The organism is Burkholderia sp. HI2500 (assembly GCF_002223055.1).
Taxonomy (GTDB): domain Bacteria; phylum Pseudomonadota; class Gammaproteobacteria; order Burkholderiales; family Burkholderiaceae; genus Burkholderia.
This window is the reverse complement of record NZ_NKFL01000007.1, coordinates 1,117,980-1,141,433: the sequence shown is the minus strand read 5'-3', so window position 1 is coordinate 1,141,433 and position 23,454 is coordinate 1,117,980. Positions and strand designations below refer to the sequence as shown.

Annotated in this window: 16 protein-coding genes and 1 pseudogene; 5 read left to right on the top strand and 12 right to left on the bottom strand. The window is 66.8% G+C overall.

The window, feature by feature from the left end; translation table 11 throughout:
* Positions 1-106: 106 nt before the first annotated feature.
* The 7 genes from CFB45_RS37125 to CFB45_RS37095 form a co-directional block, all read right to left on the bottom strand.
* Positions 107-697, bottom strand: a complete 591-nt coding sequence (locus CFB45_RS37125; protein ID WP_089430160.1) for a nitrogen fixation protein NifQ — start codon at positions 695-697, stop codon at positions 107-109.
* An 84-nt stretch (positions 698-781) separates the two neighbouring features.
* Positions 782-1,207, bottom strand: coding sequence for a TOBE domain-containing protein (locus CFB45_RS37120; protein ID WP_089430025.1), 426 nt, complete (start codon positions 1,205-1,207; stop codon positions 782-784).
* 189 nt (positions 1,208-1,396) lie between these two features.
* Positions 1,397-2,896, bottom strand: a complete 1,500-nt coding sequence (locus CFB45_RS37115) for an efflux transporter outer membrane subunit (RefSeq protein ID WP_089430024.1) — start codon at positions 2,894-2,896, stop codon at positions 1,397-1,399.
* Positions 2,893-3,867, bottom strand: coding sequence for an efflux RND transporter periplasmic adaptor subunit (locus CFB45_RS37110; RefSeq protein ID WP_089430023.1), 975 nt, complete (start codon positions 3,865-3,867; stop codon positions 2,893-2,895). The genes CFB45_RS37115 and CFB45_RS37110 overlap by 4 nt, the downstream gene beginning before the upstream one ends.
* Position 3,868: 1 nt before the next feature.
* Positions 3,869-4,081 carry a DUF1656 domain-containing protein gene (locus tag CFB45_RS37105; RefSeq protein ID WP_011350409.1) on the bottom strand — a complete coding sequence of 71 codons (213 nt, stop codon included), beginning with the start codon at positions 4,079-4,081 and terminating at the stop codon, positions 3,869-3,871.
* A 34-nt stretch (positions 4,082-4,115) separates the two neighbouring features.
* Entirely contained in the window at positions 4,116-6,248 is a 2,133-nt protein-coding gene (locus CFB45_RS37100) for an FUSC family protein (RefSeq protein WP_089430022.1), read from the bottom strand.
* Positions 6,245-6,724, bottom strand: coding sequence for a MarR family winged helix-turn-helix transcriptional regulator (locus tag CFB45_RS37095; protein WP_089430021.1), 480 nt, complete (start codon positions 6,722-6,724; stop codon positions 6,245-6,247). The genes CFB45_RS37100 and CFB45_RS37095 overlap by 4 nt, the downstream gene beginning before the upstream one ends.
* 313 nt (positions 6,725-7,037) lie before the next feature.
* Between CFB45_RS37095 and CFB45_RS37090 the strand changes: the two genes are divergently transcribed.
* From CFB45_RS37090 to CFB45_RS37080, 3 genes are all read left to right on the top strand, one after another.
* Entirely contained in the window at positions 7,038-7,898 is an 861-nt protein-coding gene (locus CFB45_RS37090; protein WP_179255150.1) for an FAS1-like dehydratase domain-containing protein, read from the top strand.
* Positions 7,899-8,109: 211 nt separating this feature from the next.
* A complete protein-coding gene (locus CFB45_RS37085) occupies positions 8,110-8,397 on the top strand; it encodes a DUF1330 domain-containing protein (protein WP_039369252.1) in 288 nt (95 codons plus the stop codon).
* A gap of 58 nt (positions 8,398-8,455) precedes the next feature.
* Positions 8,456-8,917: a hypothetical protein gene (locus CFB45_RS37080; protein ID WP_144025276.1), complete on the top strand. Its 462-nt coding sequence runs from the start codon at positions 8,456-8,458 to the stop codon at positions 8,915-8,917.
* 131 nt (positions 8,918-9,048) lie between these two features.
* On the opposite strand, the gene CFB45_RS37075 is transcribed toward CFB45_RS37080, so the two are convergent.
* A complete protein-coding gene (locus tag CFB45_RS37075) occupies positions 9,049-10,749 on the bottom strand; it encodes a dihydroxyacetone kinase family protein (protein ID WP_089430019.1) in 1,701 nt (566 codons plus the stop codon).
* Positions 10,750-11,371: 622 nt separating this feature from the next.
* Here CFB45_RS37075 and CFB45_RS37070 point away from each other — a divergent pair.
* A complete protein-coding gene (locus tag CFB45_RS37070; RefSeq protein WP_089430018.1) occupies positions 11,372-13,645 on the top strand; it encodes a LamG-like jellyroll fold domain-containing protein in 2,274 nt (757 codons plus the stop codon).
* A gap of 146 nt (positions 13,646-13,791) precedes the next feature.
* Positions 13,792-16,038: a WD40/YVTN/BNR-like repeat-containing protein gene (locus tag CFB45_RS37065; RefSeq protein ID WP_256978515.1), complete on the top strand. Its 2,247-nt coding sequence runs from the start codon at positions 13,792-13,794 to the stop codon at positions 16,036-16,038.
* Between the two features lie 250 nt (positions 16,039-16,288).
* Here CFB45_RS37065 and CFB45_RS37060 read toward each other — a convergent pair.
* The 4 genes and pseudogenes from CFB45_RS37060 to CFB45_RS37045 all read right to left on the bottom strand — a co-directional run.
* Positions 16,289-16,483: pseudogene (locus tag CFB45_RS37060) on the bottom strand (helix-turn-helix domain-containing protein); the annotation flags it as partial.
* A gap of 99 nt (positions 16,484-16,582) precedes the next feature.
* Entirely contained in the window at positions 16,583-20,230 is a 3,648-nt protein-coding gene (locus tag CFB45_RS37055) for a DEAD/DEAH box helicase (protein ID WP_089430016.1), read from the bottom strand.
* 595 nt (positions 20,231-20,825) lie between these two features.
* A complete protein-coding gene (locus tag CFB45_RS37050; RefSeq protein WP_089430015.1) occupies positions 20,826-21,926 on the bottom strand; it encodes a sigma-54 interaction domain-containing protein in 1,101 nt (366 codons plus the stop codon).
* On the bottom strand, positions 21,923-23,155 hold the full coding sequence (locus CFB45_RS37045; RefSeq protein WP_089430014.1) for an acyl-CoA dehydrogenase family protein: 1,233 nt from the start codon (positions 23,153-23,155) through the stop codon (positions 21,923-21,925). The genes CFB45_RS37050 and CFB45_RS37045 overlap by 4 nt, the downstream gene beginning before the upstream one ends.
* Between the last annotated feature and the right edge of the window lie 299 nt (positions 23,156-23,454).

Here is a 23,454-nt window from a genome sequence, read left to right as displayed (position 1 = left end):
GCGTCATGAACAGCAGGCGATACGGTGTGCAAGGTAACCGTTTATGGGGCGGTTTCTCCGGATGGCGATGCGACGACTCGAATGGGCGGCCACGCAGCCGTGGTGGTTATCGCGCGTGAGGAAAGCAGAAGCCGAAATCCTCGCAGCCCGGGCACCCGGGGGCGGGGCCGGGCGGCACATCGAGCGAGGCGGCCACTTCCTGTGCGAGGAATTTCTTCCAGCGCAGGTGAGCGACGTTGCGCGCGGCAAGCGCGGGGAAATAGCGATCGAGCATCGCGGATACCGCGTCGCGCCCGTCGAGCCCGAGATCGCGCCACAGATGATCGGGGCGCAGGCAGGCGTGCGCGATGATCGACGCGAGACAGCCGGCGTCGTCGCGGTCGGCGGCGGGATTCGCGTCGTTCATCAGCCGCGTGTGCAGCGTGGTGACGAACGCCGCGTGAGTGGATGGCAGCACTGCCGTCGCGGCCGTTGGCGCGAGCGCTGCGACCTCGGCCGCAGGCAGGTGCGGAAACTGCCGCGTCAGCAGGCCGGCCAGTTGGCGACGAGACAGGCCGAGCAGCCCGAGTTCATTGCGGCGCGCGCGTGCCGCAACGAGTGCGCCGAACAGGCGTGCATCGGGTGTGTCGGCACTGGCCGCCGCGGACAGCAACGACTGCAGCGCCCGTTGCCGAACGTGATCGAACGCGGTCGTCATCGCACGCATCCGACCGGCAGCCGCACGGCGCGATTCGTGTGAATGCGCCGTGCCAAACGGATCGCCATCGCGATCGTCACGCGTTCACTCGACGCCGACGATCACGCTCGATGCCTTGAAGATCGCGGACGCAGCCGTGCCGCTCGCGAGGCCGAGGCGATCGACGCTGTCGTTGGTGATGATCGCGACGATTTCGGCGCCGCCCGAGGCCTTGATCACGACTTCCGAATTGACCGCGCCTTTCGCAACCGACGATACGGTGCCCGCGACGCAGTTGCGGGCCGACACCTTGCTGCTGTCGACGTCGACCATCACGATCACCGACGACGCCTTCACGAGTGCGAATGCCTTCGAGCCGGCCGCGAGGCCCAGCGACGCCGCGCTGCCGTGGGTGATCACGGCGACGATGTCGAGACCGTCCTGCGTGCGGAGCGTGATTTCGTCGTTGACGGCACCGGTCTTGACGGCGCTGACCTGGCCGGCGAAATGGTTGCGGGCGCTGGTTCGCATGATGGATCTCCGGGTGGATACCGCTGGGGGTTCAGCGGCGAAAGATGAATGGAAATGCATTTGCCAGTTTACCGTCAACGTGGGTGTTCGTCGTCCTTCCGGCGCTATGGCGCGAATCAGGAAAGCCCGCCGCCACCGAGCGCTTCGCCAGGTGCGCGTGATGTACTGAAGATGACAGCGCTGCCGTGATTACTCGCTGGTCGCGGGTGTCGCGGCGGTGCGTGTCGCGGCGGGACGGGCGTCCGCTGCGGCCGTCGTACCGTCGGATTCCCACCCCCCGCCGAGCGCGAGGAAGAGCCGCACCTGGTCGGTCGCGACCTGGCCTTCGGCTGCCGCCACCTGCGCCTGCGCGCTCGTCAGCGTGCGCGTCGCGTCGAGATCGGAGATGAACGACTCGCGGCCGGCCAGATAGAGGCGATGCGTTTCGTCGGCGGAATTGCGTGCCGATTCATACGCCGTGCGCAGCGCTTCCGTGCGCTGCACGTCGGCGGCATAGGTCGCGAGGCTCGACTGCGTTTCGCGCAGCGCGTTCAGCACGACGCCGTCGAAGTGCGCGAGCGCGCCACCCGTCGCCGCTTCGGCCTCGCGTACGCGCGCACGCTGGCCGTTGACGGGGAACGACCAGCTGATCAGCGGGCCAAACGACCAGCGATTCGTCGTGGACGAGAACAGGTCGGCGGCGACACCGACCGAGCCGGCCGACGCACCGATGCTGATCGACGGGTACAGCGCGGCGGTCGCCACGCCGATCCGCGCGGTCGCGGCCGCGAGTTGCCGCTCGGCTGCGCGCACGTCGGGGCGGCGGCGCAGCAGCGCGGCGCCGTCGCCGATCGGGATCGGCTGGCGCAGCTTCGGCAGGCGCTCGCATTCGGCAACGGCCTTCGGCAGGTCGGCCGGCGAGCGCGCGAGCAGCGCGGCAAGCTGGTATTGCGCGACCTTGCGGCGGCCTTCGAAGCGCGGGATATCGGCGGCGAGGGTGCGCACCTGCGTCACGCCGCGCGTCACGTCGGTCTGGTTGCCGCGCCCGGCATCGCGCAGCCGCTGCGATAGCGCGACGCGCTGCTTCTGCAGCGCGAGCGACTGCTTCGCGACGGCCAGCTCGTCGCCGGCCGAGCACGACTCGACGTACGCCCGCACGACGTCGGCGACGACCGTGATGCGTGCCAGGTCGCCGGCGGCCCTGACGGCTTCGCTGTCCGCGCGCGCGGCTTCGACGCCGCGCCGCAGCTTGCCGAACAGGTCGATCTCGTACGACACGTTGATGCCGACCGTGCCTTCGTTGACGACCGGCAGCTTGTTCTCGAGCAGGTATTGCTCGGCCGATTCCTGGGCGCGCTGCACGGCGGCCTCCGCGCCGCCCGAGAAGCCACCCTGCTGGCTTGCGACTTCCAGCGCCGCGCGCGAGCGCGCGAGGTTGGCCGCGGCGACGCGCAGGTCGGTGTTCGACTTCAGTGCATCGCGCACGAGCCCGTTGAGCACGGGATCGTCGTAGAGCTGCCACCAGTTGCCGGGCACGGCGTCGCGCGACACGAGCGTGCCGTTCGCATCGTCGAGCGCATGGTTCGCGAGCGGCGCATTCACGTACGCCTGCTGCGGCAGCGTGTAATCGGGGCCGACCGACTTGCACGCGCCGAGTGCGAGCGCAAGCGGCGCGAGCGTCGCGGCGAGACGCAGACCGTGCCGCTTCATTGTGATGCTCCTGCCGCGCTGGCGGCGGCGCCGGAAGCCGTCGATACCGGTGCGGCGACCGCCGACGCGCCGGCCGCCGGCTTCGCCTGGTCGTTGCGTCGCGTGTCGGCTTCGCGCATCGAGACGGTCGCGGTACGGCCCGCGATCATCCGGAAATCGTCGGGCACCTCGTCGAGCACGACGCGCACCGGTACACGCTGCGCGAGCCGCACCCAGCTGAATGCGGGGTTCACGTTCGGCAGCAGGTTCGCGCCCTGCGTGCGGTCGCGATCCTCGATCGCCGCGACGATGCTCTGCACGTGCCCGCGCAGCGCACGCGGCTCGCCCATCACGATGATGTCGACCGGCTGGCCGATGTGGATGCCGCGCAGCTTGGTTTCCTCGAAGTAGCCGTCGACGCGGAACGAATTGCGGTCGACGACCGACAGCACCGCGCGGCCGGCCGGCACGTATTCGCCGACGCGCGGCGCGCGGTCGTTCAGGTAGCCGTCTACGGGACTGACGATCGTCGTGCGCTGCAGGTTCAGCTTCGCGGTGTCGAGCGACACCTGCGCATCGGCGACGGCGGCTTCGCCCTGTTCGACGCGCGTGCGGCTTTCCTCGACCTGCTCGCTCGCGACCAGGTTGCCGAGCTGCAGGTTGCGGGCGTACTCGCGCTTCGCCTGCGCGAGCGTCGCGCGGCGCTGCGCGAGCGTGGCTTCGGCGAGCCGCTCCGCGAGCGTGTAGCGCGCCTGGTCGATCACGAACAGCACCTGGCCGCGCTTGACCTCCTGGTTGTCGGCGACCTGCACCGACGTGATGAGGCCCGCCACGTCCGGCGCGACCTGGATCACGTCGGCGCGCACGTGACCGTCGCGGGTCCACGGCGAGAACATGTAGTAGTTGACGATGCGCCACAGCACGACGGCAGCCACGACGACGACGATCAGGGTGAGCAGGATTTGCCCTGCCGAGAGCCAGGTTTTTTTCACGTTAGGTAGCCACGAGATGGTGGGAAACGATCACGACGGCGGCAAACACGAATACGTAGATGCCGAGGTCGAAGATCGAACGGTGCCAGACGAGGCGGTAGAAGCCGACGCGCTCGAGCACGGCGCGCACGACGATGTTGATCAGGTAGGCGATCAGCATCAGCACGAGCGGGGCCGGCACGAATACGCCGAAGATGTCGATTTCGCCGATCATGGTCGCGGTCGGAAGGACGGATGGGAAAGCGGGATCATGCGCGTGCTCCGTCCGGCGCCTGCGGCGGCTGCCCGGCCGCGGCCGGATACAGCGACAGGCGCAGGCCGACGAGCGCGTGCAGCGTGTCGCGCAGCCGGCGATGCGTGGCAGGCGTGGCCGGTGCGGCGGGCGCAGCGCCGTCTTCTGCCGGTGCGGCACCCGGCAGGTTGCGGCCCGCGACGCGTTGCAGTGCGTCGTCGATCGTCGCGAGCAGCGCGGGCGGCGCCGGCTGGCGCGCGTTCGCGGCGGCGCAGCGTTCGTAGTGGTCGGTGACGCCGGCCAGCACGCGGTCGATCGCGTCGGGCACGTCGCCGGACAGCCGGCGGCGCGAGCGGCGCAGGTCGAGCGCATTGAGCGCGATGCGCAGGTCGCGGAAGCTTTCGATCGACGGGTGGCGATGATCGTCGGACGCACCGAGGCGCGGCAGCAGCTGCGTGACGCGGTCGAGCATTCGCGACGCGTGGTTGCGCTGGTCGTCGAGCGGTTGTGTCGACGCGGAGCGTGCGACGTCTTCCCAGCCCGAGCGCAGCAGGCGCCGCACCGCGAGTTCCGCGCCGAACGGCCGCGTCGCACGCGTCCATACATAGGCGAACAACAGCCCGGCGACGCCCGCGAGGTTGCTGTTCAGGAACACGAAGAAATCCGCGTCGTACGCACCCTGGATGCTGATGAAGGTGGCCGTGTTCACGGCGACGAGCATCGTCACCATGTTGAACTGCGGGCGCGGCAGCAGCGTGCCGATCAGGATGAACGGGCCCGCGAACATCACGACGAGCATTGCGAAATCGTGCACGTGCGGCAGCACGACGAACAGGTACAGGCCCGCGAACACGACGCTCGCGGTCGTCGCGAGGAAGAACTTGAACACCAGCGGCGCCGGCTCGTCGAGCGCAGCGAAGAAGCTGCACGACACGGCCACGAGCGTGACGGCGGCGGCGCCGTCGTGCCAGCCAGACGCGATCCACAGCCAGCTCGCGAACACGATCGCGGCGACCACGGTCAGCGTCGAAAACAGCATCATCCCGCGATCGAAGAAGCGCTCGGTGCCGCCGAGCCGCCAGTGCCGGTAGCGCGGCTGCCAGACGCCCGCTTCGTTGCCGATCAGCGCGCGCAGCGAGCGGCAGTCCTGCCAGATGTCGATGACCTGGCGCAGCCGCCATAGCGCGTTCGACAGCAGCGCACCGTCCCAGCTCGCGAGCGCGTCGTCGGCCGGCTGCAGCGCGGCGATGCGTTCGCGCAGGCGTTGCGCGACCGGGTCGTCGGTCATGTCGCCGTCGGTGCCGGCCCGGACGGCCGGCAGCGGCGCGTCGAACCACGTCGCGGCATCGGCGAGCAACTCGTCGAGCCCGGCCGGCCGGATGTGCAGGTCGCGCATCAGGGCGATCAACGGATCGGCGAGCGACGACATCAGCGGCAGGAACAGCTGCATCCGGCCCGCGAGCGCCTGTGCCCGCGCGAGGATGCGCGGGTGCGCATGGTCGTAGCTCAGCTGGCTCAGCAGGAATTCGAGGCCCGTGATGGTCGCCGCGAGGCGTTGCCGGCACGCGGACAGCGCCTTGCCGGCGATGTGCCCGGACAGCGTCTCGCGGCCATAGAACGCGGCATCCTTGAACCACGCGTCGGTGCGCTCGATCAGCGTCGGCGCGAGCCGGTTCGGGAAGATCGCGCTGCCGACCACGCTCGCGCACACGATGCCGAGCACGATCTCCTCGGTACGTGCGATCGCGACGTCGAACACGGTGGACGGATCGGTCACGGTCGGCAGCGCGACCAGCGGCATCGTGTAGCCGGCGAGCATGAACACATAGCTGCGCGCGGTGCGATCGGAGATCGCGAGGTAGAGCAGCGTGCCGCACCAGGTGGCGACGATGATCGCGAACAGCAGCGGCGTCTCGACGAACGGCGGCACGAAGAAGATCGCGGCGGCCGCGCCGAGCGCGGTGCCGAGCGCGCGATACAGCGCCTTCGAGCGCGTCGCGCCGACGAACGGGTTCGACACGATGTAGACGCTCGCCATCGCCCAGTACGGGCGCGGCAACTGGAAATACAGGCCGAGATACAGCGCCAGCATCGACGCGGCAAACGTCTTGCCCGAGAACAGCCAGTCGCGAAGGCTCGGGTAGGTCATGACGTGGCGTCACCGGTGTGGGAGGCGCGTGCGGCGGGCGTGTGCGACTCGGACGCATTGAACGCGTCGAGCACGCGCAGCGTCGCTTCGAGATCGGCGCGCGTGACACCCTTGAGCACCTGCGCGCGCAGCACGCGGAGGTCTTCCTCCATCTTCGCGGTGACCGCGCGGCCGGCGGCCGTCAGCGAGATCGTTTTCGCGCGGCGGTCGTGCGGATCCTCGTCGCGACGCGCGAGGCCGGCCGCGCACAGCTGGTCGAGCAGGCGCACGAGCGATGGCCCCTCGATGCCGACGTATTCGGCGAGCGTGCCCTGGCGCACGCCTTCGCCGAGGCGTCCGGCGATCAGCAGCGGCGTCGCGCACGCCTCGGACACGTTGTACGCGGTCAGCACGCCGTCACTGGTGCGGCGCCACTTGCGCGCGGACAGCACGAGAAGGCTGCTGACGGCGAGGCGGAGGTCGTGCAGATTGGTCATGGGCGAGATGATAGGGGCAAATTAATTCGATAGCAAACTATCGTTTTTGTCACCCGGATGACACGTCGCACGCGGTTCGGCCAGCCCGTTTGAAGCAATTTAGGCGGCGTGCCGGGGATGGTCAAGCTGTAAGGTTTTGCCGGCACGGGTGGTGCGTTTGGCGGCTGCGATCGAATGGTCAGACGAAAGTCGTCCGGCCGGGCCGCTCGGCAGGTCAGGCAGGTTCGAAGCCGGGGTTCGGGAAATCCGGTTTCGCGAAACGGCGCGCGGCGTGCATATTGAGGCCGTTGCAAGCCACCCGGAGATTCCGCACGTGTCCCTTTCATCCTCGCAGCCCCCTGGCCAGGCGTCGCTCGACGCATGGCTGGGCAAGACCGAAACGCTCGGCGACGACATCGCCGCGTTCCCGCTGAACGCGCTAGCCGCCACGCTTGACCGCCCGCCGCCCGGCGACGTCGTGCCGCCGATGTGGCACTGGCTCTATTTCCTGCCCGTCGCGCCGCTGGCCGAAGTCGGCCCCGATGGCCATCCGAAGCGCGGCGGCTTCCTGCCGCCCGTGCCGCTGCCGCGCCGCATGTGGGCCGGCGGCCGCCTGACGTTCCATGCGCCGCTACGTACAGGCCGGCGCGCGACGCGCGAATCGACGATCGAGAACATCGAGGACAAGACGGGCCGCAGCGGCCGGCTCGTCTTCGTGACGGTGCAGCACCGGATCGAGTGTGACGGCGCGTTGTGCGTCGAGGAAGAGCACGACATCGTCTATCGCGATGCGCCGCAGCCGGGCTCGCCGGCGCCGAAGCCGGTCGCGGCGCCGGCAGGCGAGACGTGGTCGCGCACGGTCACGGCCGACGCCGTGATGCTGTTCCGCTATTCGGCGCTGACCTTCAACGGTCACCGCATCCACTACGACCGCAGCTACGTGACGCAGGAGGAAGGCTATCCGGGGCTCGTCGTGCACGGCCCGCTGATCGCGACGCTGCTCGTCGATCTCGTGCACCGCGAACGGCCCGACGCGACGCTCGCGAGCTTCGCGTTTCGCGCGGTGCGCCCGACGTTCGACGGGGAGCCGTTCACGCTGTGCGGCAAGCCGTCGGATGACGGCCGGACGATCGAGCTGTGGGCGAAGGATCGCGACGGTTGGCTGACGATGCAGGCCACCGCGACGCTTGCGTGACGGCCTCCGTTCCGGTCATCCGCGCGCGGCAGGATCCGTACGCGGGTGACCGTTGTCGCACGCGGCAAGCCGGCCGGATGCGCACCCGGCCAGCCCCGACGTTCGTCGGCAAACCCCTGTAAGCTGCTGGCAGGTCGCGTGCCGTTCGCCGGACCAGGCGATGCGCGGCCGTCCCATCCCCTTTCCACGCAGCGCATCAGGAGCACGCATCTTGGCCACCTACATCGTGTTTACACGTGAAAGCATGCAGGACCAGCAGGAATTCGACCTCTACCAGAGCAAGGTTGGCGCAACGCTCGCCGGGCATCCGGTGAAGGTGCTCGCAGCCTACGGGCCGCAGGAAACGCTCGAGGGCGAAGGACCGGAAGGCGTCGTGATCGTCGAGTTCCCGTCGAAGGAAGCGGCGCACGCGTGGTATCACGGCCCGGAATATCAGGCCGTCGCCCAGCACCGCTTCAAGGGCGCGCGCTATCGCGCCGTGCTGGTCGAAGGCGTCTGAGCGACGTGCATACGGTGTGTCCGGCGGCGCGCCGCGACGCCGGCCGCCCGGCCCGACGATGAAACCATCGACGTCCGCCACCGCGCCCGTTCGCCCGCCGATGGGCCGCGCCACGACCGTGTTGCTCGCGATCAGCGTGCTGCTCTATCTGGTCGCCATGTTCACCGCGCCGTTCCGCACCGGCGCGCCCGCTCCGCATCCATGGGCCGACGGCTGGCAGGTACTGTTGACGGGCTGGATGGGCGTGCTCGGCGGTATCTATGCATGGCTCGCAAATCCGCTCGTGTTCGCCGCCTGGCTGCTGACCGCGAAGCGTTACCGCGCGCAGGCGGTCATGCTGGCCGGTCTGGCGTTGCTGTTCGGGATGAGCTTCCTGTCGCAGCACCAGATTGCCGTCGACGAAGCCGGGAACGTCGAGCCCGTGCATCTCGACGCGATCGGCTATTGGTGCTGGCTTGCGAGTTTCGCCGTGGCGGTGGTTGGTGCGGCGTTGTTGCCCGGGCGGACGAAGACGGGCTGATTGATTGCGGATGGGCACAGAGGTGATGCCGCCCGACATCGCAACGATCCTCGACATCGGCACGTGACGCGGTGTGGCGTCTCGCGTGCCGATGCATTGAAGGCGCGACACCGATGGCGCGCCTTCGACCCTCACCCGATGTGCGCCTGCAACGCACGCAGCCAATACGACACCGCCACCGCGCCGCCGTCCGGCGTGCCGATCGCGCGTTCGCCGAGATAGCTGGCGCGCCCGGCGCGCGGCGTCATGCGTGCGGTTTCCTGCGCGCCGTGCTCGGCGGCTTCGACTGCCGCGGCCCACGCGCTGGCGGGATCGCGATCGTTGTCGAGCGCACGCTCGAATGCCGCGACGGCCGGGATCAGCGCATCGAGCATCGTCCGGTCGCCGGCATGCGCGCCGCCCAGTTCGCTGATCGAATCCACCGCGCCGCGGAACGCCGCGGCCCAGTCACGCGCCGACGGCTCGGCGATCTCGGCCAGCCGGCGCGACGCGCGCAGCAGTGCGGTTGCATAGAACGGCCCCGAACTGCCGGCGATCGCGCGGCGCAACGCGGCGCCGAGCGCCGAGAGTGCGCCGGCCGGCGTGCCGTACGCGCCTTCCGGCAGTGCGAGGATCGCTTCCGCCGCGCGCAGCATGCTCGCGCCGAGATCGCCGTCGCCGGCCGCCGCGTCGAGGTCGGTCAGCGTCTGCTCGTGATCGATCAGCGTCTGCGCGACCGCGTGCAGCGCCGGTTGCAGGCGCGCGGCCCACGCGCGGCCGGCCGCATCGAGCGGCGGCAACGGCGCTTCCTGCACGGCGGCCGAGGCCGCGCGGATCTGCGTATTCACCGCGCCGCCGCCCGGCCATGCGCGCGCCTGCGTCGGCGCGTCGAGCAGCACCGCGCGTTCGTCGTTCAGTCGCAGCACCGAGATCGAGCAGCCGGGCATGTTCAGCGCCGAGAGGAACGTGCCGGCCCACGCGCGTGCGACGACGAGGCCGCGCCGGTGCAGGTTGTCGTGCGCGGCGCGCAGCACGATCGCGAGCTCCATGTCCGGCGTCGCGCCGAGGCCGTTGACGAACAGCGCGACGCGTTCGCCGCGGTCGAGCACGAGATCGGCGACGATGCTCGACAGCAGCGTGTCGGCCAGCGCATCGGCAGGCAACGGTGCGCGACGTTCGACGCCTTTCTCGCCATGGATGCCGAGGCCGAGCTCGATCTCGTGATCGCCGAGGCTGAAGCCCGACTTGTCGGCGCCCGGGATCGTGCAGCCGTCGAGCGCGACGCCCATCGTGCCGAGTTCGGCCGCCGCGTCGCGCGCGATCGCCGCGACGCGGGCGAGCGGCAGCCCGCGCGCGGCGGCCGCGCCGGCGAGCTTGTGGATCAGCACGGTGCCGGCGATCCCGCGTCGCTGGCCACGCTCGACGCGGCCGCGCAGCGACACGTCGTCGGCGACGATGACCGTCTCGACGGGAATGCCTTCGGCGCGCGCGAGTTCGGCGGCCAGCCCGAAGTTGAGCCGGTCTCCGGTGTAGTTCTTCACGATCAGCAGTGCGCCGTTCGGGCCGGCGCTGGCGCGGATCGCGGCGAGCACGGCGTCGGTGGACGGCGACGTGAACACTTCGCCGCAGACGGCCGCGCTCAGCATCCCTTCGCCGACATAGCCGCCGTGTGCGGGCTCGTGGCCGCTGCCGCCGCCGGAGAGGACGGCGACGGGGCGCTGCGCGGGCTCGGGCAGCGGCTGGCGGACGAGCACGTGCTCGTCGCCGAGGATCGCGACATGCGGCGACTGCCGCGCGATGCCTTCCAGCATTTCTCGCACGACATCGGACGGGCGGTTGACAAGCTTTTTCATGGCGACGGATTCCGGACAGGTGAACGAGGCACGCCGGACCTACACGGGCGCCGGACGGCCTTTCGTGTTGCGCAGGATCGTGCGGGCGCTGTCGCCGGGGGCAGGCGGTCATGGAATGGACGACCTTCCACAGGGGCGAAGCGACGCGCACGCTTCGCGCCACGATACATCAGGTTCGGACGTTGCTGCACGGCGTGCGGCGCACGCCCATGCATGTTGTGAGATGCGCGGCCTTTGGCCGCGTATTCCGAGCGAGACAAGAGATGCAAGTTCGGCCGCAGCCGTCAACGCCGAACTTCTATTGGCAGGTGGGTCGTCGGATTCGAGATGGCGTGCTCCGCCGTAAGCGCGCTACGGACAACAGATCATGCCCAGGCTCGACTTTGTTTTGTTCCATGGCGGTGCCCAGCCGCTTCGCGCATCCCTCAATCCATCCATCACAGATGTGACAAGTGCGTGTCATGAGTGAATATGTTTTTTTTCGCTTGATTGCCTCCCTATCGTGCTGGATAGAATGCTACGCGTTCCTGATGAATACGGAACGGTTCGTACATTTTTTTTTCGCTTCGACCATAGCTAAAAAACTGGGGATCCCAACATGCGAGACAACGGAGCACCGACGATGCCATCCGAGGAAATCGTCCCACTCGGCGACATCGAGAATATTGCACGACGCCATTTCGTGATGGGGCTCGGTGCAACGCTTCTGGCGGGATGCGGCGGCGACGGAAGCAACGCGGTGACAGGCGGTGAGCGTACTTCGGCAAACGGCATCAGCCAGGCGTCCGGCGTTGTTCCAGCTTCGGACGGTATCGGCGCAGGGGCGGCGTCGGCAGGCACTGCCCAAACCCGCGCCTTCACGCATCCCGGGTTGCTACATACCGAGGCGGATTTCGAACGCATGCGCGCTAAAGTCGGGGCCCACGCTTCCCCGTGGATCGACAGCTGGAACGTGCTCGTCGCCAACGGTCACACGCGCCTGACGAACCAACCGAACCCGCAGGTCGGCATCTATCGCGGCAATGATCCCACGCATGGTCAGAACTACGGCGCGCTCTACAACGACATCGCCGCCGCCTATGGCGACGCGCTGCGCTGGAAGGTATCGGACGACAAACGCTATGCCGACAAAGCCGTGGAGTATCTGGACCAGTGGGCGTCGACGCTGACGACGCTTGGCGGCAGCGACGTGGCGCTCGCCGCCGGCATCTACGGCTACGAATTCGCCAACGCAGCTGAAATCATGCGCGGCTACAGCGGCTGGAGTCCGGCCGGGCTTGCCGCGTTTCAGGCCATGATGCGCAAGGTCTTCTACCCGGTCAGCCATGCTTTCCTGACCCGTATCGACACCGCGATGGACACGCACTACTGGGCCAACTGGGGCCTGGCCAACATCGCGTGCATCCTGGCCATCGGCGTGCTGTGCGACGATGCCGAGCTCGTCAACGAGGCCGTCACCCATTTCAAGACCGGCGGCAGCAACGGCTGCATCCGGCAAGCCGTGTACTACCTGCATCCCGGCAACCTCGGGCAATGGCAGGAAGCCGGCCGGGACCAGGGCCACAGCACGCTCGGCATTGCATTGACGGGCGCCATTTGCGAGATGGCGTGGAATCAGGGCATCGACCTATACGGCCATGACAACAATCGCTTTCTGGCGGGCGCGGAATACGTGGCCAAGGCCAACCTGAAGCAGGCGGACGGCGCGTTCTACACGGTGCCTTTCGTCACGTACCAGAACAGCGCCGGCGTCACCCAGACGCAGTTCTCCACCGGCGGGCGAGGCGACGCCCTGGGGCGGCCCTGCTGGGCATTGGTGGCCAACCATTACATCAACCGCAAAGGTCTGGCGGCGCCTTACACCAAGCGCGCTGCCGAACTGGTGGCACCGGAAGGCGGCGGCGGCAACTACGGCCCCAACAGTGGCGGCTTCGATCAGCTTGGCTACGGCACGCTCACTTGCACGCTCGACCCCGGCACCCCCGCCGCAACGCCGACCGGCCTGACCGGCTACGCGAGCGCGGGCAAGGCGGTGCTGTCGTGGTGGGGCAGCAGCAACGCCGTCAGCTACAACGTGAAGCGCGCCACCATTGCCGGCGGGCCGTACAAAACCATCCAGAGCGGGATCACCGATCTGCTGACCTATACCGATCTGCCAGCCGCTGCCGGCACGTATTTTTATGTCGTGACAGCGCAAACGATTGCGGGCGAATCGGCGTTCTCCAACGAAGTGAAAGTGATCACGGCGCAGCAGCTGCTCGCGCACCTCACGTTTGATGAAGGCAGCGGCATCACGGCCGCCGATAGCTCGGGCAACAGGCGCAATGGCACGCTCAACGGCGCAACGTGGGCGGCCGGGCACAACGGTAACGCGGTCTCGCTCAACGGCTCGGGCGCGTATGTCGCGTTGCCCGACGATCTGCTGGTCGACGTGTCGGACTTCACCCTCGCCAGCTGGGTGTTCTGGAACGGCGCGCAAACGTGGGCACGCCTGTTCGACTTCGGCACGGGCTTCCACCGCTACATGATGTTCACGCCGCGCGGGCAGTTGCGCAACGGCTGGGCCGGCATGCGCTTCGCCATGACGGCCAACGGCCCCGGTGACGGCCCGCCGGAACAGATCATCGACGCCCCCACCGAGCTGCCGAGCAAGCGATGGGTGCATGTGGCCATCACGCTATCGGGTTCGACCGGCACGATCTACGTGGACGGCACGCCCGTCGGCACCAACACGGCGATGTTCCAGGCGCCGTTCCGCTTGGGCAGTACCACGCAGAACTGGCTGGGCAAATCGCAATACGGTGCCGACGCCACGTTCCACGGCCTGATCGACGATTTCCGCCTCTATCGCGGTGCGCTCAGCGCTGCGCAGATTGCGTCGCTCATGACGAGTTGATCACGCAGGGCCCGATGGCGGGCCCTGCGATGGACCTATTTCTATAAGGACTTCTGATGACCGTGTTTTCTCAACGATGGATCGCCGTTGCGGCGATGGCGTGTGCGTTATGGGGCTGTGGTGACGGATCCGATAGCGCGACAGGTGTGATCCATGCGGGCGCCAATTCAGCTGCCAATCGCAGTCAGATCGGCGGAAATGGCAGCGGCAGCAACCAGCCGGCGGCCAGCTGGACCAGCGTCAAGTGGGGCGGCGGCGGCTACGTCACCGGCCTGATCTACCATCCCGCCAACGCGAGCCTGCTGTACGCACGTACCGACGTTGGCGGCGCGTACCGCTGGAACGCGACCAACTCGACGTGGACGCCCATCACCGACGGCGTCGGTTTCGGCTCGGGCGAGGGCGATTTCCACGGCGTCGAAAGCCTCGCGCTCGACCCGAACAACGATCAGCTCGTCTACATGGTGACCGGCATTACCGTGACGCAGGGTCACAACGGCCGCATCTACATCTCGAGCAACCGCGGCGATACCTGGACGCACTACGACCTGCCGTTCCCGGTGGGCGGCAACGACAACGGCCGCGCCACGGGCGAGCGCCTGCAAGTCGACCCGAACAATCCGTCGACGCTGTTCTACGGATCGCGCACGGCCGGCCTGTGGAAGAGTGCCGATTCGGGCCGGACCTGGACGCAGGTCACGGGTCTGTCCTCCACCACGATCAGCGGCGGCAGTTCCCCGATCGGCGTCGAACAGGTGATCTTCGATACGTCGGGCGAGGGTAGCGGCCAGCCGACCTGGATCATGTGGGCCACCGTCGCCCCGGATTACGCCAACGCGGCGGGCCTGACGTCGACCCTGTACAAGTCCACCAACGGCGGCTTCTCGTGGACGCCGGTGCCCGTCCCGCCGACGGTGTCCGGCTACTACATCCCGCACGTCGTGCGCACGTCCGACGGCAACTTCTACGTGGTGTTCAACGCGGGCGTCGGCCAGGGCATCGGCGGGCCGAGCTCTCTCTACAAGTTCGGCGGAAGCAACGACAGCAACTGGACGCTGCTCAACCGCTCCAGCAGCAACGGCTTTGGCGGCCTGTCCGTCTCCGGTCTGGGCGCGTCCGCCCGCATCGCACTGGGCATGACCGGCTGGAGCGACACCAGCAAGACCATCCAGCTATCCGATGACGGCGGCAGCACGTGGCGCGAAATCGAGGCCGGCATGCCGCATACCGGCACTGCCTCGGGTGGCTGCGCCGGCTGGGTCGAGAGCGTCGCCATCGACCCGGCCAATCGCGATCACGTCATGCACGTCCACGGCGGCGGCATCTGCGAAACCATGAACGCCTCGTCGCCCACGCCAACCTGGCGCGCCAAGGTCGACAACCTCGAGGAAACCGTGACGCTGGCGCTCGTCACGGCGCCGCCCGGCGCGTCGTACAACTTCATCAACAGCGCCGGCGACATCGGCACGTGGGTCAATACGGACCTCTCGACGAGGCCGACGAAAGGCCCGTTGAACACGTGGAGCAGCGGCAATTCGGCCGACATGTCGTGGTCCGATCCGACGTACATCGCCGCCGCAGGCGTCGACAACGCCAACGGCCATGCGACCAAGGGCTTCTGGTCCGGCGACAGCGGCAATAGCTGGGCGACGTTCGCGACGCTGCCCAACGGCGCCGCGGCAAGCCAGAGCAACGTGGGCAACCTGGTCGTCCCGTCCCGCAACAACGTGACCTGGGCACCGCCGGACTCGGTGCCGTCGTACACGACGAACAATGGCGCCAGCTGGACGGCGACCAACCTGCCGGCGTTCAGTGCCACATGGAACGGCTTCCCGCGTGCCTACCGCCTGGCCGCGGACCGCAAGAACCCGAACAAGGTCTATGCCTACGACTCCGGCGGCGCACCGTGGAGCTGGCAGCGCGGCAAGATCTACGTCTCGAACGACGGCGGCCACACGTTCGCGCTCAGCCAGGGCTCCGTGAACGCGAACCTGGCGTGGAATGCGTGGCGGGATACGTCGATGGCGGTCAATCCGAACGCCGAGGGTGATCTCTGGCTGGCCGACGGCACGGCCGTGTACCACTCGGTGGACTCGGGGGCGACCTGGACGAAGCTCGGCGTCTTTGCGTCGACCAATGACACCCCGGGCGCCACCGTGATCGCGTTGGGCAGGGCACCGACCGGTTCGTCGTACTCGGCCGCGGTCTATGTGGAAGGCACATTGAACGGCGTCTGGGGCATTTACCATTCCGACGACGGAGGTGCAACGTGGGCGCGCTTCAACGATGACGCGCACCAATTCGGCGACTCCGGCGTGATCGCCGGCGACTGGAACACGTATGGCAGGATTTACGTCAACGGCGCCGCTCGCGGTCTGATCTATAGCAATTGAGGTTGATCGACCGTAAGGGGCCATTCTCGACGTCTATGTCACGGTGCGCTGACCAACGAGCATGGGTGTCCACCGATTGGGGAGGTGGGCACCTATGGCCGACAAAGACGCTGAGTTGATCGTTTACCGCTACGGTACGATCGCCTGCTCAAGCTCCGGCTCGCGCCGCGATACATCAGGTTTGAACGTTGATGCACAGAACGCTGCGCGATCGCGCCGGAGCCGGGCAGCGGTGCGCCCCCATACGCGGCTACTTCACTGCCGCAATTTCCTTCGCGCGAATCAGCCGCGCCCGCAGCACGTTGCGGCTGATGCCGAGCAGCCGTGCGGCCTGGATCTGGTTGCGGTGGCTGAATTCGAACGCGACGCGCATCACGGTGTCCTCGATGCGTTCGAACAGGTTGCCGTGATCCTCGTCGAACAGCTCGCGCAGCGCGCCCGGTAGCACACCGTCCGAGCCGGTGCTCGTGCGGATCGCGGCGCGCATCCGGCTGCACGCGTGCCTGCCGGGGCGATCAATCGCAGCACGGCTCGCCTCGGCGGCTTACTTCGCCGGTGACATTTCTTCGGATACAGGTTCCAGACGGACTTGTGCGGCCGATTCGAGGACCAGCCTGGTTCGCTTCATGCGCTTCTGCGACTCGTGCATCGCATTGAAATTGGGCAGCGACGACCAGTCCACGTAGTTCCCGATAACATAGAACCGTTGTTGCGCGCGTGTGGCGGCGACGTTGAGCAGGTTCGGCTTGCTCGCGGCCCAACCTCGGCTTCCATTGCCGGCCTCGCCCGGCGATGAGCCCAGCACGAAGAACACGATGGAGGCTTCCTTGCCCTGAAACGTATGCACCGTGCCTGCGTCGATCTTTACTTTCAGTTTCTTCAGACGGGATTCCAGACTCCCGCTGGAGATGAGTTTTTTACATGCTTTGGCAACGTTGCGAAACGGGGAAATGATGTAAACGGAGGCGGGTTGGCGGTCGCCGCCCTTGCTGACGACTTGTGGCCACTTGCTCAGGAAATGATTGAGAATCTTCTCCAGCGCTTTGATTTCCGCTGCGACGACCTTGTCGTTCGCTGGCCCCTGAACATCGATCCAGCAGCTTTCGAACAGGTCTGGATCGATGCTCTTGCTCCCCGTCGCCTGGACCATCTGGCCGTCGTAGGCGATCAGGTTCGCGATGTCGAACATCGGATTCATGCATCGCCGATGCGTGCGAAGCGGCATCCCGGTCCACGTGTCGCCGATCTTCGCGCCAAGCCGCATGGTGCGGTCGGCGAGCGTTTGCACCGAATGCAGGGACGGTGACCAATGGTCGACGGTCGCATCGTCCAGTTGGTTGTTGCGGCCGAGCCGCTCCACGAGCGCCTTGGGTACCGTCATGACCGGCTCGATTTGCAACGGATCTCCGACCACCACCGTGCGACGCGCTCTCCACATGGCCCCGGCGACCGATGCGGGTGTGGCTTGTCCGGCTTCGTCTATCAGCAACCATCCGAAGCTGTTGGCTCCCAGGTTCCGGAAAAGTCGACCGAAGGAGGCGAGGGTGGTCGAGATCACCGGTACGACGAAAAAGAGTGAACGCCAGATGGTCAGAAGATCGTCCGAAGTCCTGACGCTGGATTGACCCGTCAGTACACTCCGCACCGACAGGAAGGTTCTGAACCAAGTGGCGGCGTTGACCATCAACGCCGCTTCATGCAAGGCCAGCGCGGCAAGAAACAGTTCAGAGCGTGCATGATCCAATTTCCGGGAGACCCACAGGCTGCTCGTGTGCTGTACATGTACCGGCTGAGCCAGAAAATCCGGGTCCGGCAAGATCGGTTCACGCGTCTCGAGCGCTGACGTCGAGCCATCTCCGTCACGCAAGACACGCAATCGAGCACGCAACATGGATTCACGGGCGTCCAGGTCCTGAATGTCGCGAGTCGATGCCTGGATGCGTTGGCTCATATTGGCCGCGCGTGTGTCGAATGCCTGCTTCTCGGCATCGGCGTCCACTTCACGATCGGCCAGCTGCTGCTGGATATTTTCCCTGCCGTCCTCGATAGACTGCAGACCCTGCTGGGCGGTGTCGAGCTCGCTGCGTGCGTCGCGAACCAGGTTCTGCCAGTCCCGATATCCCTTCGTTTTCACGCCCAGCATTTTATTAAGCATGCGGGCGACCCAACCCGGATCTTCATCCGTTCGAACGTCGCGGAGTTTTTCGCGCAAGCGCTCACACCGGGCGACTTGCCGACCATGCCGGACCTCCATCGCTTGCAAGGTCGCCTGGTCTTGCGCATCGTCGGACGCTCGCGTGGTAACCCGAGCGGATTCGGCAGCCTGTAATTCCGCGAATTCGCGCTGCTGACTGGCCAGCTGATCCTGCAGCGGCTGCCGTTTGGCCGGGAGCGCCGGCAGCTCTTCCAGTGCTTCGTGAATGGCGAGAAGGTCGTTTTTCAGGGCTTCGACGGTGGCGAAGCGCAGGTCGAATGCTCGTTTGGCCTCGTTCCATCTATCGCGCCAGGAAACTGATCTGGTGGCCGGAGATCCCGATGCGGCATGCCTGGGAAGGCCGACGGATGAGCCGCTCCAGTTCTCCGCCGCGGCTGCGGGGTTGCTTTTTGCGAGATCCAGCCACGGTTTCAACGAAGCCGGTTTGGCAGGATCCGGATGGGTTTTGGGATCGTCGGGATCGTAGGCGGGCTCGTAACCGAAAACCGCGTTCAGGAGTTTGTCCCTGTTCGTCTTCGATCCCATCGCACCGGCCAGCAGACCCCATGGGGCGCCGTTCAACTCAAAGGCCTTGGTGACGTTGACGGCAACAGCGGGCAGGTACGACGCGTCCGGGAAAGCGGCGTGATCGTAAGAAAATGGCAACTCGAAGCTGATGTTCTGGACGGCTGCATTGTTGCTGCTGGTCACGACGATCTCGGTACCGGCCACGATGTCGTCGTTCAAGGCGGGCAGATCGTACGTCTTTTCCTTGCCGCTGACCTTGAGGATTTTCGTCCCGAACAAGTCCTTGGGATCCTTGAGCGCGCTTAATCTCCTGGCTCTTTCGACCACGACGTCGGCAATCACGTCCTTCAGAAGCGTGGTCTTGCCGGTGCCGGGCGGACCGTTCACGGCCATGAGACCGTGGGATCGATCGCCTGTTTCCTGGCCAATGCGGTGCCGGATCTGGTAGACAGCGGCTTGCTGGGCAAGTGCGAGGTGTTCGTGCGGAGGGGCGGGCCATCGGCCGGCAGGCAGGAGGTCTGGACTCACACATCGGGCCAGTGCGCCCGGATCGGCGAGCAGGTCGATTCGCTCTTCCGTTGATGTTTCCGGCCCAAGGTACTGCGCAAGAGGTGAACTGAATGCCGACGGGGCGCTGTTGGCCAACGTCGTCAGGTCATCCAGATAGAACGAGTTCAGAAAGGCTGCGGCCTGCTCGGGCGACGGGTAGAGTGTTCCATCCTTGCGCTGGAAGATCGGGATGCTCTCGATCACGATCAGGTTTCCGGGAGCCTCCTGGTCGGTCGGGGACGGCGGCTTCCCGATGAACAATTCATGGACATGCGACCATTCCTGCAGCAGGTCGTCCCACGTGAGGGTTGATTGCGTTTCACGTTCTTCCATGCGATCGTCAAACCGCTTGGAACGGTTCGCCAGCGCGGCGGAGGTGTCGTTCAGCGAGCGCGCTGCTCGCAGCAGTTCCACGCCGACGGTAAAGCTGGCCGCGGTGTAGGTTCTGGATAGCGGCATACCCGAGCCACCCACCATGAACGCAGCCATCCAGCCATTGCCCGAAATGGGCTGAACCAGTTCGTGCTCCTCGAACGCCAGGTTGAGGGTCGAGAGGATGGATTCCACGAAAGGGTGCTTTGACCCGACCCCGAGATAGACCGCGTGGGCATAGGTCATCAGCCGCCCCGGTTCCGGCTTCTGACCTTCAGGGGGAGGCGGAACCTGGAAGCGTGCCTGCTCCCATGGAAGGGGCGAACGAAATTGCTTGCCCTGTTGAGTCGCTCGGTGAGCGGAAGTAGGAAATCGCTGTATGACCGATTCCTCGGGATGCTCTACCAGGCCGGGAATCGGTAAAGCGTCGTCGGCAATTTCGTCCAAATCGTCGTCGGCAGGCGAGGCATCGCCGGTTCCTTTGTTTTTCGGGGCATCCGGGATGTTGAAGACTTCTACATCTCGCCAGAAGCGAAGCACGTCGATCATGAGGGTCACCGAAAGCTGGGCAGAACCAGAAGGCTACAACATGGCGATTGAATTGCAACGAGAAGCCGGAGATATTGCCCGGATTGCAAGGCGACGTAATTCGATTACCCTTACAGGGACTACTTGCGCTTGTTTCAGCGCCGTCTAAATCCGGTATGGCGTGGAAATAAAGTAAATGCTGCGGCCTATTGTTGTCGCGTTTCGTGGCTCGATATGCCAGGCGTGCGACAGCGAGCGGTGAGCCACGGCCGGCGCGGTTCGCAGGCCGATGGACCGACCTGGGGGCTCGTCTTTTGCGCAGATGCCATCGAAAGTGGGCGGTGGAAATTAACCTGTCGGCGGGCTCATTTTTCCGCCGGAGATTATTGTCTTGCCGTCGAACGGATTTGCGTAGCAATGGTTAGGGCACTATGAGTGATCATCGCTTCCATGCAAATGACGTCGAGAGGGTGGCGCATGGAAAGGCGGTCACAAAAGAATCCAGAAATGCTGCTCGGCGCGATTCGCGACCGAATGCCTGGTAACGGAGCAACTGCGCAGCGCGCCCGGTTGCTCGTCGCGATGCTGGAATGCGGCAGCGCGCCCCCATACGTGGCTACTTCACCGCCGCAATTTCCTTCGCGCGAATCAGCCGCGCCCGCAGCACGTTGCGGCTGATGCCGAGCAGACGTGCGGCCTGGATCTGGTTGCGGTGGCTGAATTCGAACGCGACGCGCATCACGGTGTCCTCGATGCGCTCGAACAGGTTGCCGTGATCCTCGTCGAACAGCTCGCGCAGCGCGCGTTCGAGTGCGGCTTGTGCGCCGGTGGCCGGGTCGGGTTCCGGCGTTGACGTACTCGAGGCGGCCTGCGACACACCCGGCGACGCGATATGCAGGTCGGCCTCCTGCAGCGAGTCGTTCCGACTCACGAGCAACGCGTGATGGATCACGTTCTCGAGTTCGCGGATGTTGCCCGGCCAGCTGTGTGCCTCGAGCCGGCGCTCCGCGCGCGGGTCGATGCTGCGCGGCCCGTAGCCGAGGCGGCTGCGGTAGTCGTCGAAGAAGTGGCGCGCGAGCGGCAGGATGTCGCCCGGGCGTTCGCGCAGTGTCGGCACCGCGAGCTGCACGACGTTGAGCCGGTAGAACAGGTCGCCGCGAAACTGCCCGTTCGCGACGGCCTGCTGCAGATCCACATTGGTCGCGGCGACCACGCGCACGTCGATCGGCACGCCGGTGCGCGAACCGAGCCGCACGACCTCGCGCTCCTGCAGCACGCGCAGCAGCTTGACCTGCATCGACAGCGGCAGGTCGCCTATCTCGTCGAGAAACAGCGTGCCGCCGTTCGCGGCCTCGAACCAGCCGGGCTTCGCGCTGAACGCGCCGGTAAACGCGCCTTTCTCGTGACCGAACAGTTCGCTCTCGACGAGCGTCTCGGAGAAGGCGCCGCAGTTCACCGCGATGAACGGCCCGCTGCTGCGGCGGCTGAGGCCATGCACGTGGCGCGCGATCAGTTCCTTGCCGGTGCCGGTCTCGCCGACGATCAGCACGTTCGCATCGCTCGGCGCGACCAGGCGAATCCGGTCGAGCAGCGCGACCGAGCGCGGATCGACGAACACCTGCGCGCGGGCACGAATGGATGTCGCGAGCGCGGGGCGGTCGGGCAGCGTGAGGACGGGCGCGGCGTCGGGCCACGCATCGGTAGGGGTGTGGTTCACGAGTAGAAGCCCGGCGTCGGATAGGTTCGCTTGAGCGCCCATTCGCCGATCTCGCGAATCTTGTACGCGAGCGGGTCGTGGAGCGTGTGGGTGCGCAGGTTGCGCCAGTGCCGGTCGAGCCGCAGCGCGCCGTGCGTCGCGCGGGCGCCGGCGACGTCGAACATCCGCGTACAGAGATCGAGCCCGGTGCGCGCGGCCGACACCTTCGCGGCGGCCGTGGCGAGCGCGACCTGGCCGCGCTCCGCCTGGGTGAGCGCCGCATCGCGCGACCATGCGGCGTCGAGCCGGTCCGCCGCGCGGTCGGCGAGTACGCGCGCGGCTTCGAGCCCGACCCAGAATTCGCCGTACTGGCCGAGGATGTACGGATCGTCGCCGGTGCTCGCGACCTGCGCGCCGGGCCACGGCCGCGCCTCGTGCAGCGTGTAGTGCCGCGCGTCGTTGAACGCGGCTTCGGCGATGCCGAGATACACGTTCGTCAGCACGAGCTGCGCGACGAGCGGGCGCAGGCACGCGAACGGCGTCGACAGCGGGCCGGGGTCCGTCAGCAGTTCGTGATCCTCGACGCGCACCTTCTCGAACGTGACCGTGCCGCTGTCGGTCTGGCGCTGGCCGATGTTGTTCCAGTCGTCGGCGATCGAGATGCCGCTGCGCTGCGTCGGCACGGCTGCGATCAGGAATGCGCGCGTCTGCGCATCGTGCGCGGACGCGATCAGCATCTGTGAATCGAGCGCCCCCGAGCAAAAGCTCTTCTGGCCGCTGAATTCATGCCACGCGCCGCGCGAGCGGCTGACCGTGCGCGCGTCGAGCGGATTCAGCGCATTGCCCCAGAACCACTGCTGGCGCGCGGTGCGCTCGAACCACGATTCCCACTGCGCGGGTGCGCCGAACAGCCGCACGGTCGCGAGCATCAAGTGGTGGAAACCGAACACGTGCGCGAGCGAACTGTCGGCGGCCGCGAGCACGCGGACGACGTCGAGCGTCGTGCGCCAGCTCGCACCGAGGCCGCCGTAGGCGGACGGGATGCTCAGCGCGAGCAGGCCGCTGTCGCGCAACTGATCGCGCTCGGCCGTCGGCGTGCCGCCCTGGAGGTCGCGCTCGGCCGCGGTGCGTGCAAAGCCGGCCGCCAGGTGCTCGGCGATTTGCAGCGCGTCAGGGGGCGCCGGTTCGTCGCGAGGCGGCGCGACGACGCGCAGGCCTTCCGCGCGGGGCGATACGGAAATGGGTGTCATGGCGATGAATGTGTCGGGTTGCCGCACGAAAGCGGTCAGGCCGCGCGGGCGTTGCTGGCCGGGTGCTGCGTGATCAGCAGAGTGTTCAACGTTTCGCGCAACGCGGGAAACATCGATTTCTGATAACCAATGCGGGATTGCTGCGCTGGACGCAGTCGCGCGCGGCAAGGTCGCGCCGCACGGCGATCGGCGGCACGCAAAGCGACGATGCAGCAGCCATGCCGGCGCTACTGCAAGGGTGGGACGCGTCGCGCCGGCGTGTGAACGCGAAAAGCGGGCGTCAATGCCTGCCGATGGAT

Coding starts and splice junctions, on each gene's coding strand:
- CFB45_RS37075 (WP_089430019.1), bottom strand. CDS start 10,749: ATGAAAAAGCTTGTCAACCGCCCGTCCGATGTCGTGCGAGAAATGCTG.
- CFB45_RS37055 (WP_089430016.1), bottom strand. CDS start 20,230: ATGATCGACGTGCTTCGCTTCTGGCGAGATGTAGAAGTCTTCAACATC.
- CFB45_RS37045 (WP_089430014.1), bottom strand. CDS start 23,155: ATGACACCCATTTCCGTATCGCCCCGCGCGGAAGGCCTGCGCGTCGTC.
- CFB45_RS37105 (WP_011350409.1), bottom strand. CDS start 4,081: ATGATCGGCGAAATCGACATCTTCGGCGTATTCGTGCCGGCCCCGCTC.
- CFB45_RS37120 (WP_089430025.1), bottom strand. CDS start 1,207: ATGCGAACCAGCGCCCGCAACCATTTCGCCGGCCAGGTCAGCGCCGTC.
- CFB45_RS37125 (WP_089430160.1), bottom strand. CDS start 697: ATGACGACCGCGTTCGATCACGTTCGGCAACGGGCGCTGCAGTCGTTG.
- CFB45_RS37070 (WP_089430018.1), top strand. CDS start 11,372: ATGCCATCCGAGGAAATCGTCCCACTCGGCGACATCGAGAATATTGCA.
- CFB45_RS37100 (WP_089430022.1), bottom strand. CDS start 6,248: ATGACCTACCCGAGCCTTCGCGACTGGCTGTTCTCGGGCAAGACGTTT.
- CFB45_RS37080 (WP_144025276.1), top strand. CDS start 8,456: ATGAAACCATCGACGTCCGCCACCGCGCCCGTTCGCCCGCCGATGGGC.
- CFB45_RS37095 (WP_089430021.1), bottom strand. CDS start 6,724: ATGACCAATCTGCACGACCTCCGCCTCGCCGTCAGCAGCCTTCTCGTG.
- CFB45_RS37115 (WP_089430024.1), bottom strand. CDS start 2,896: ATGAAGCGGCACGGTCTGCGTCTCGCCGCGACGCTCGCGCCGCTTGCG.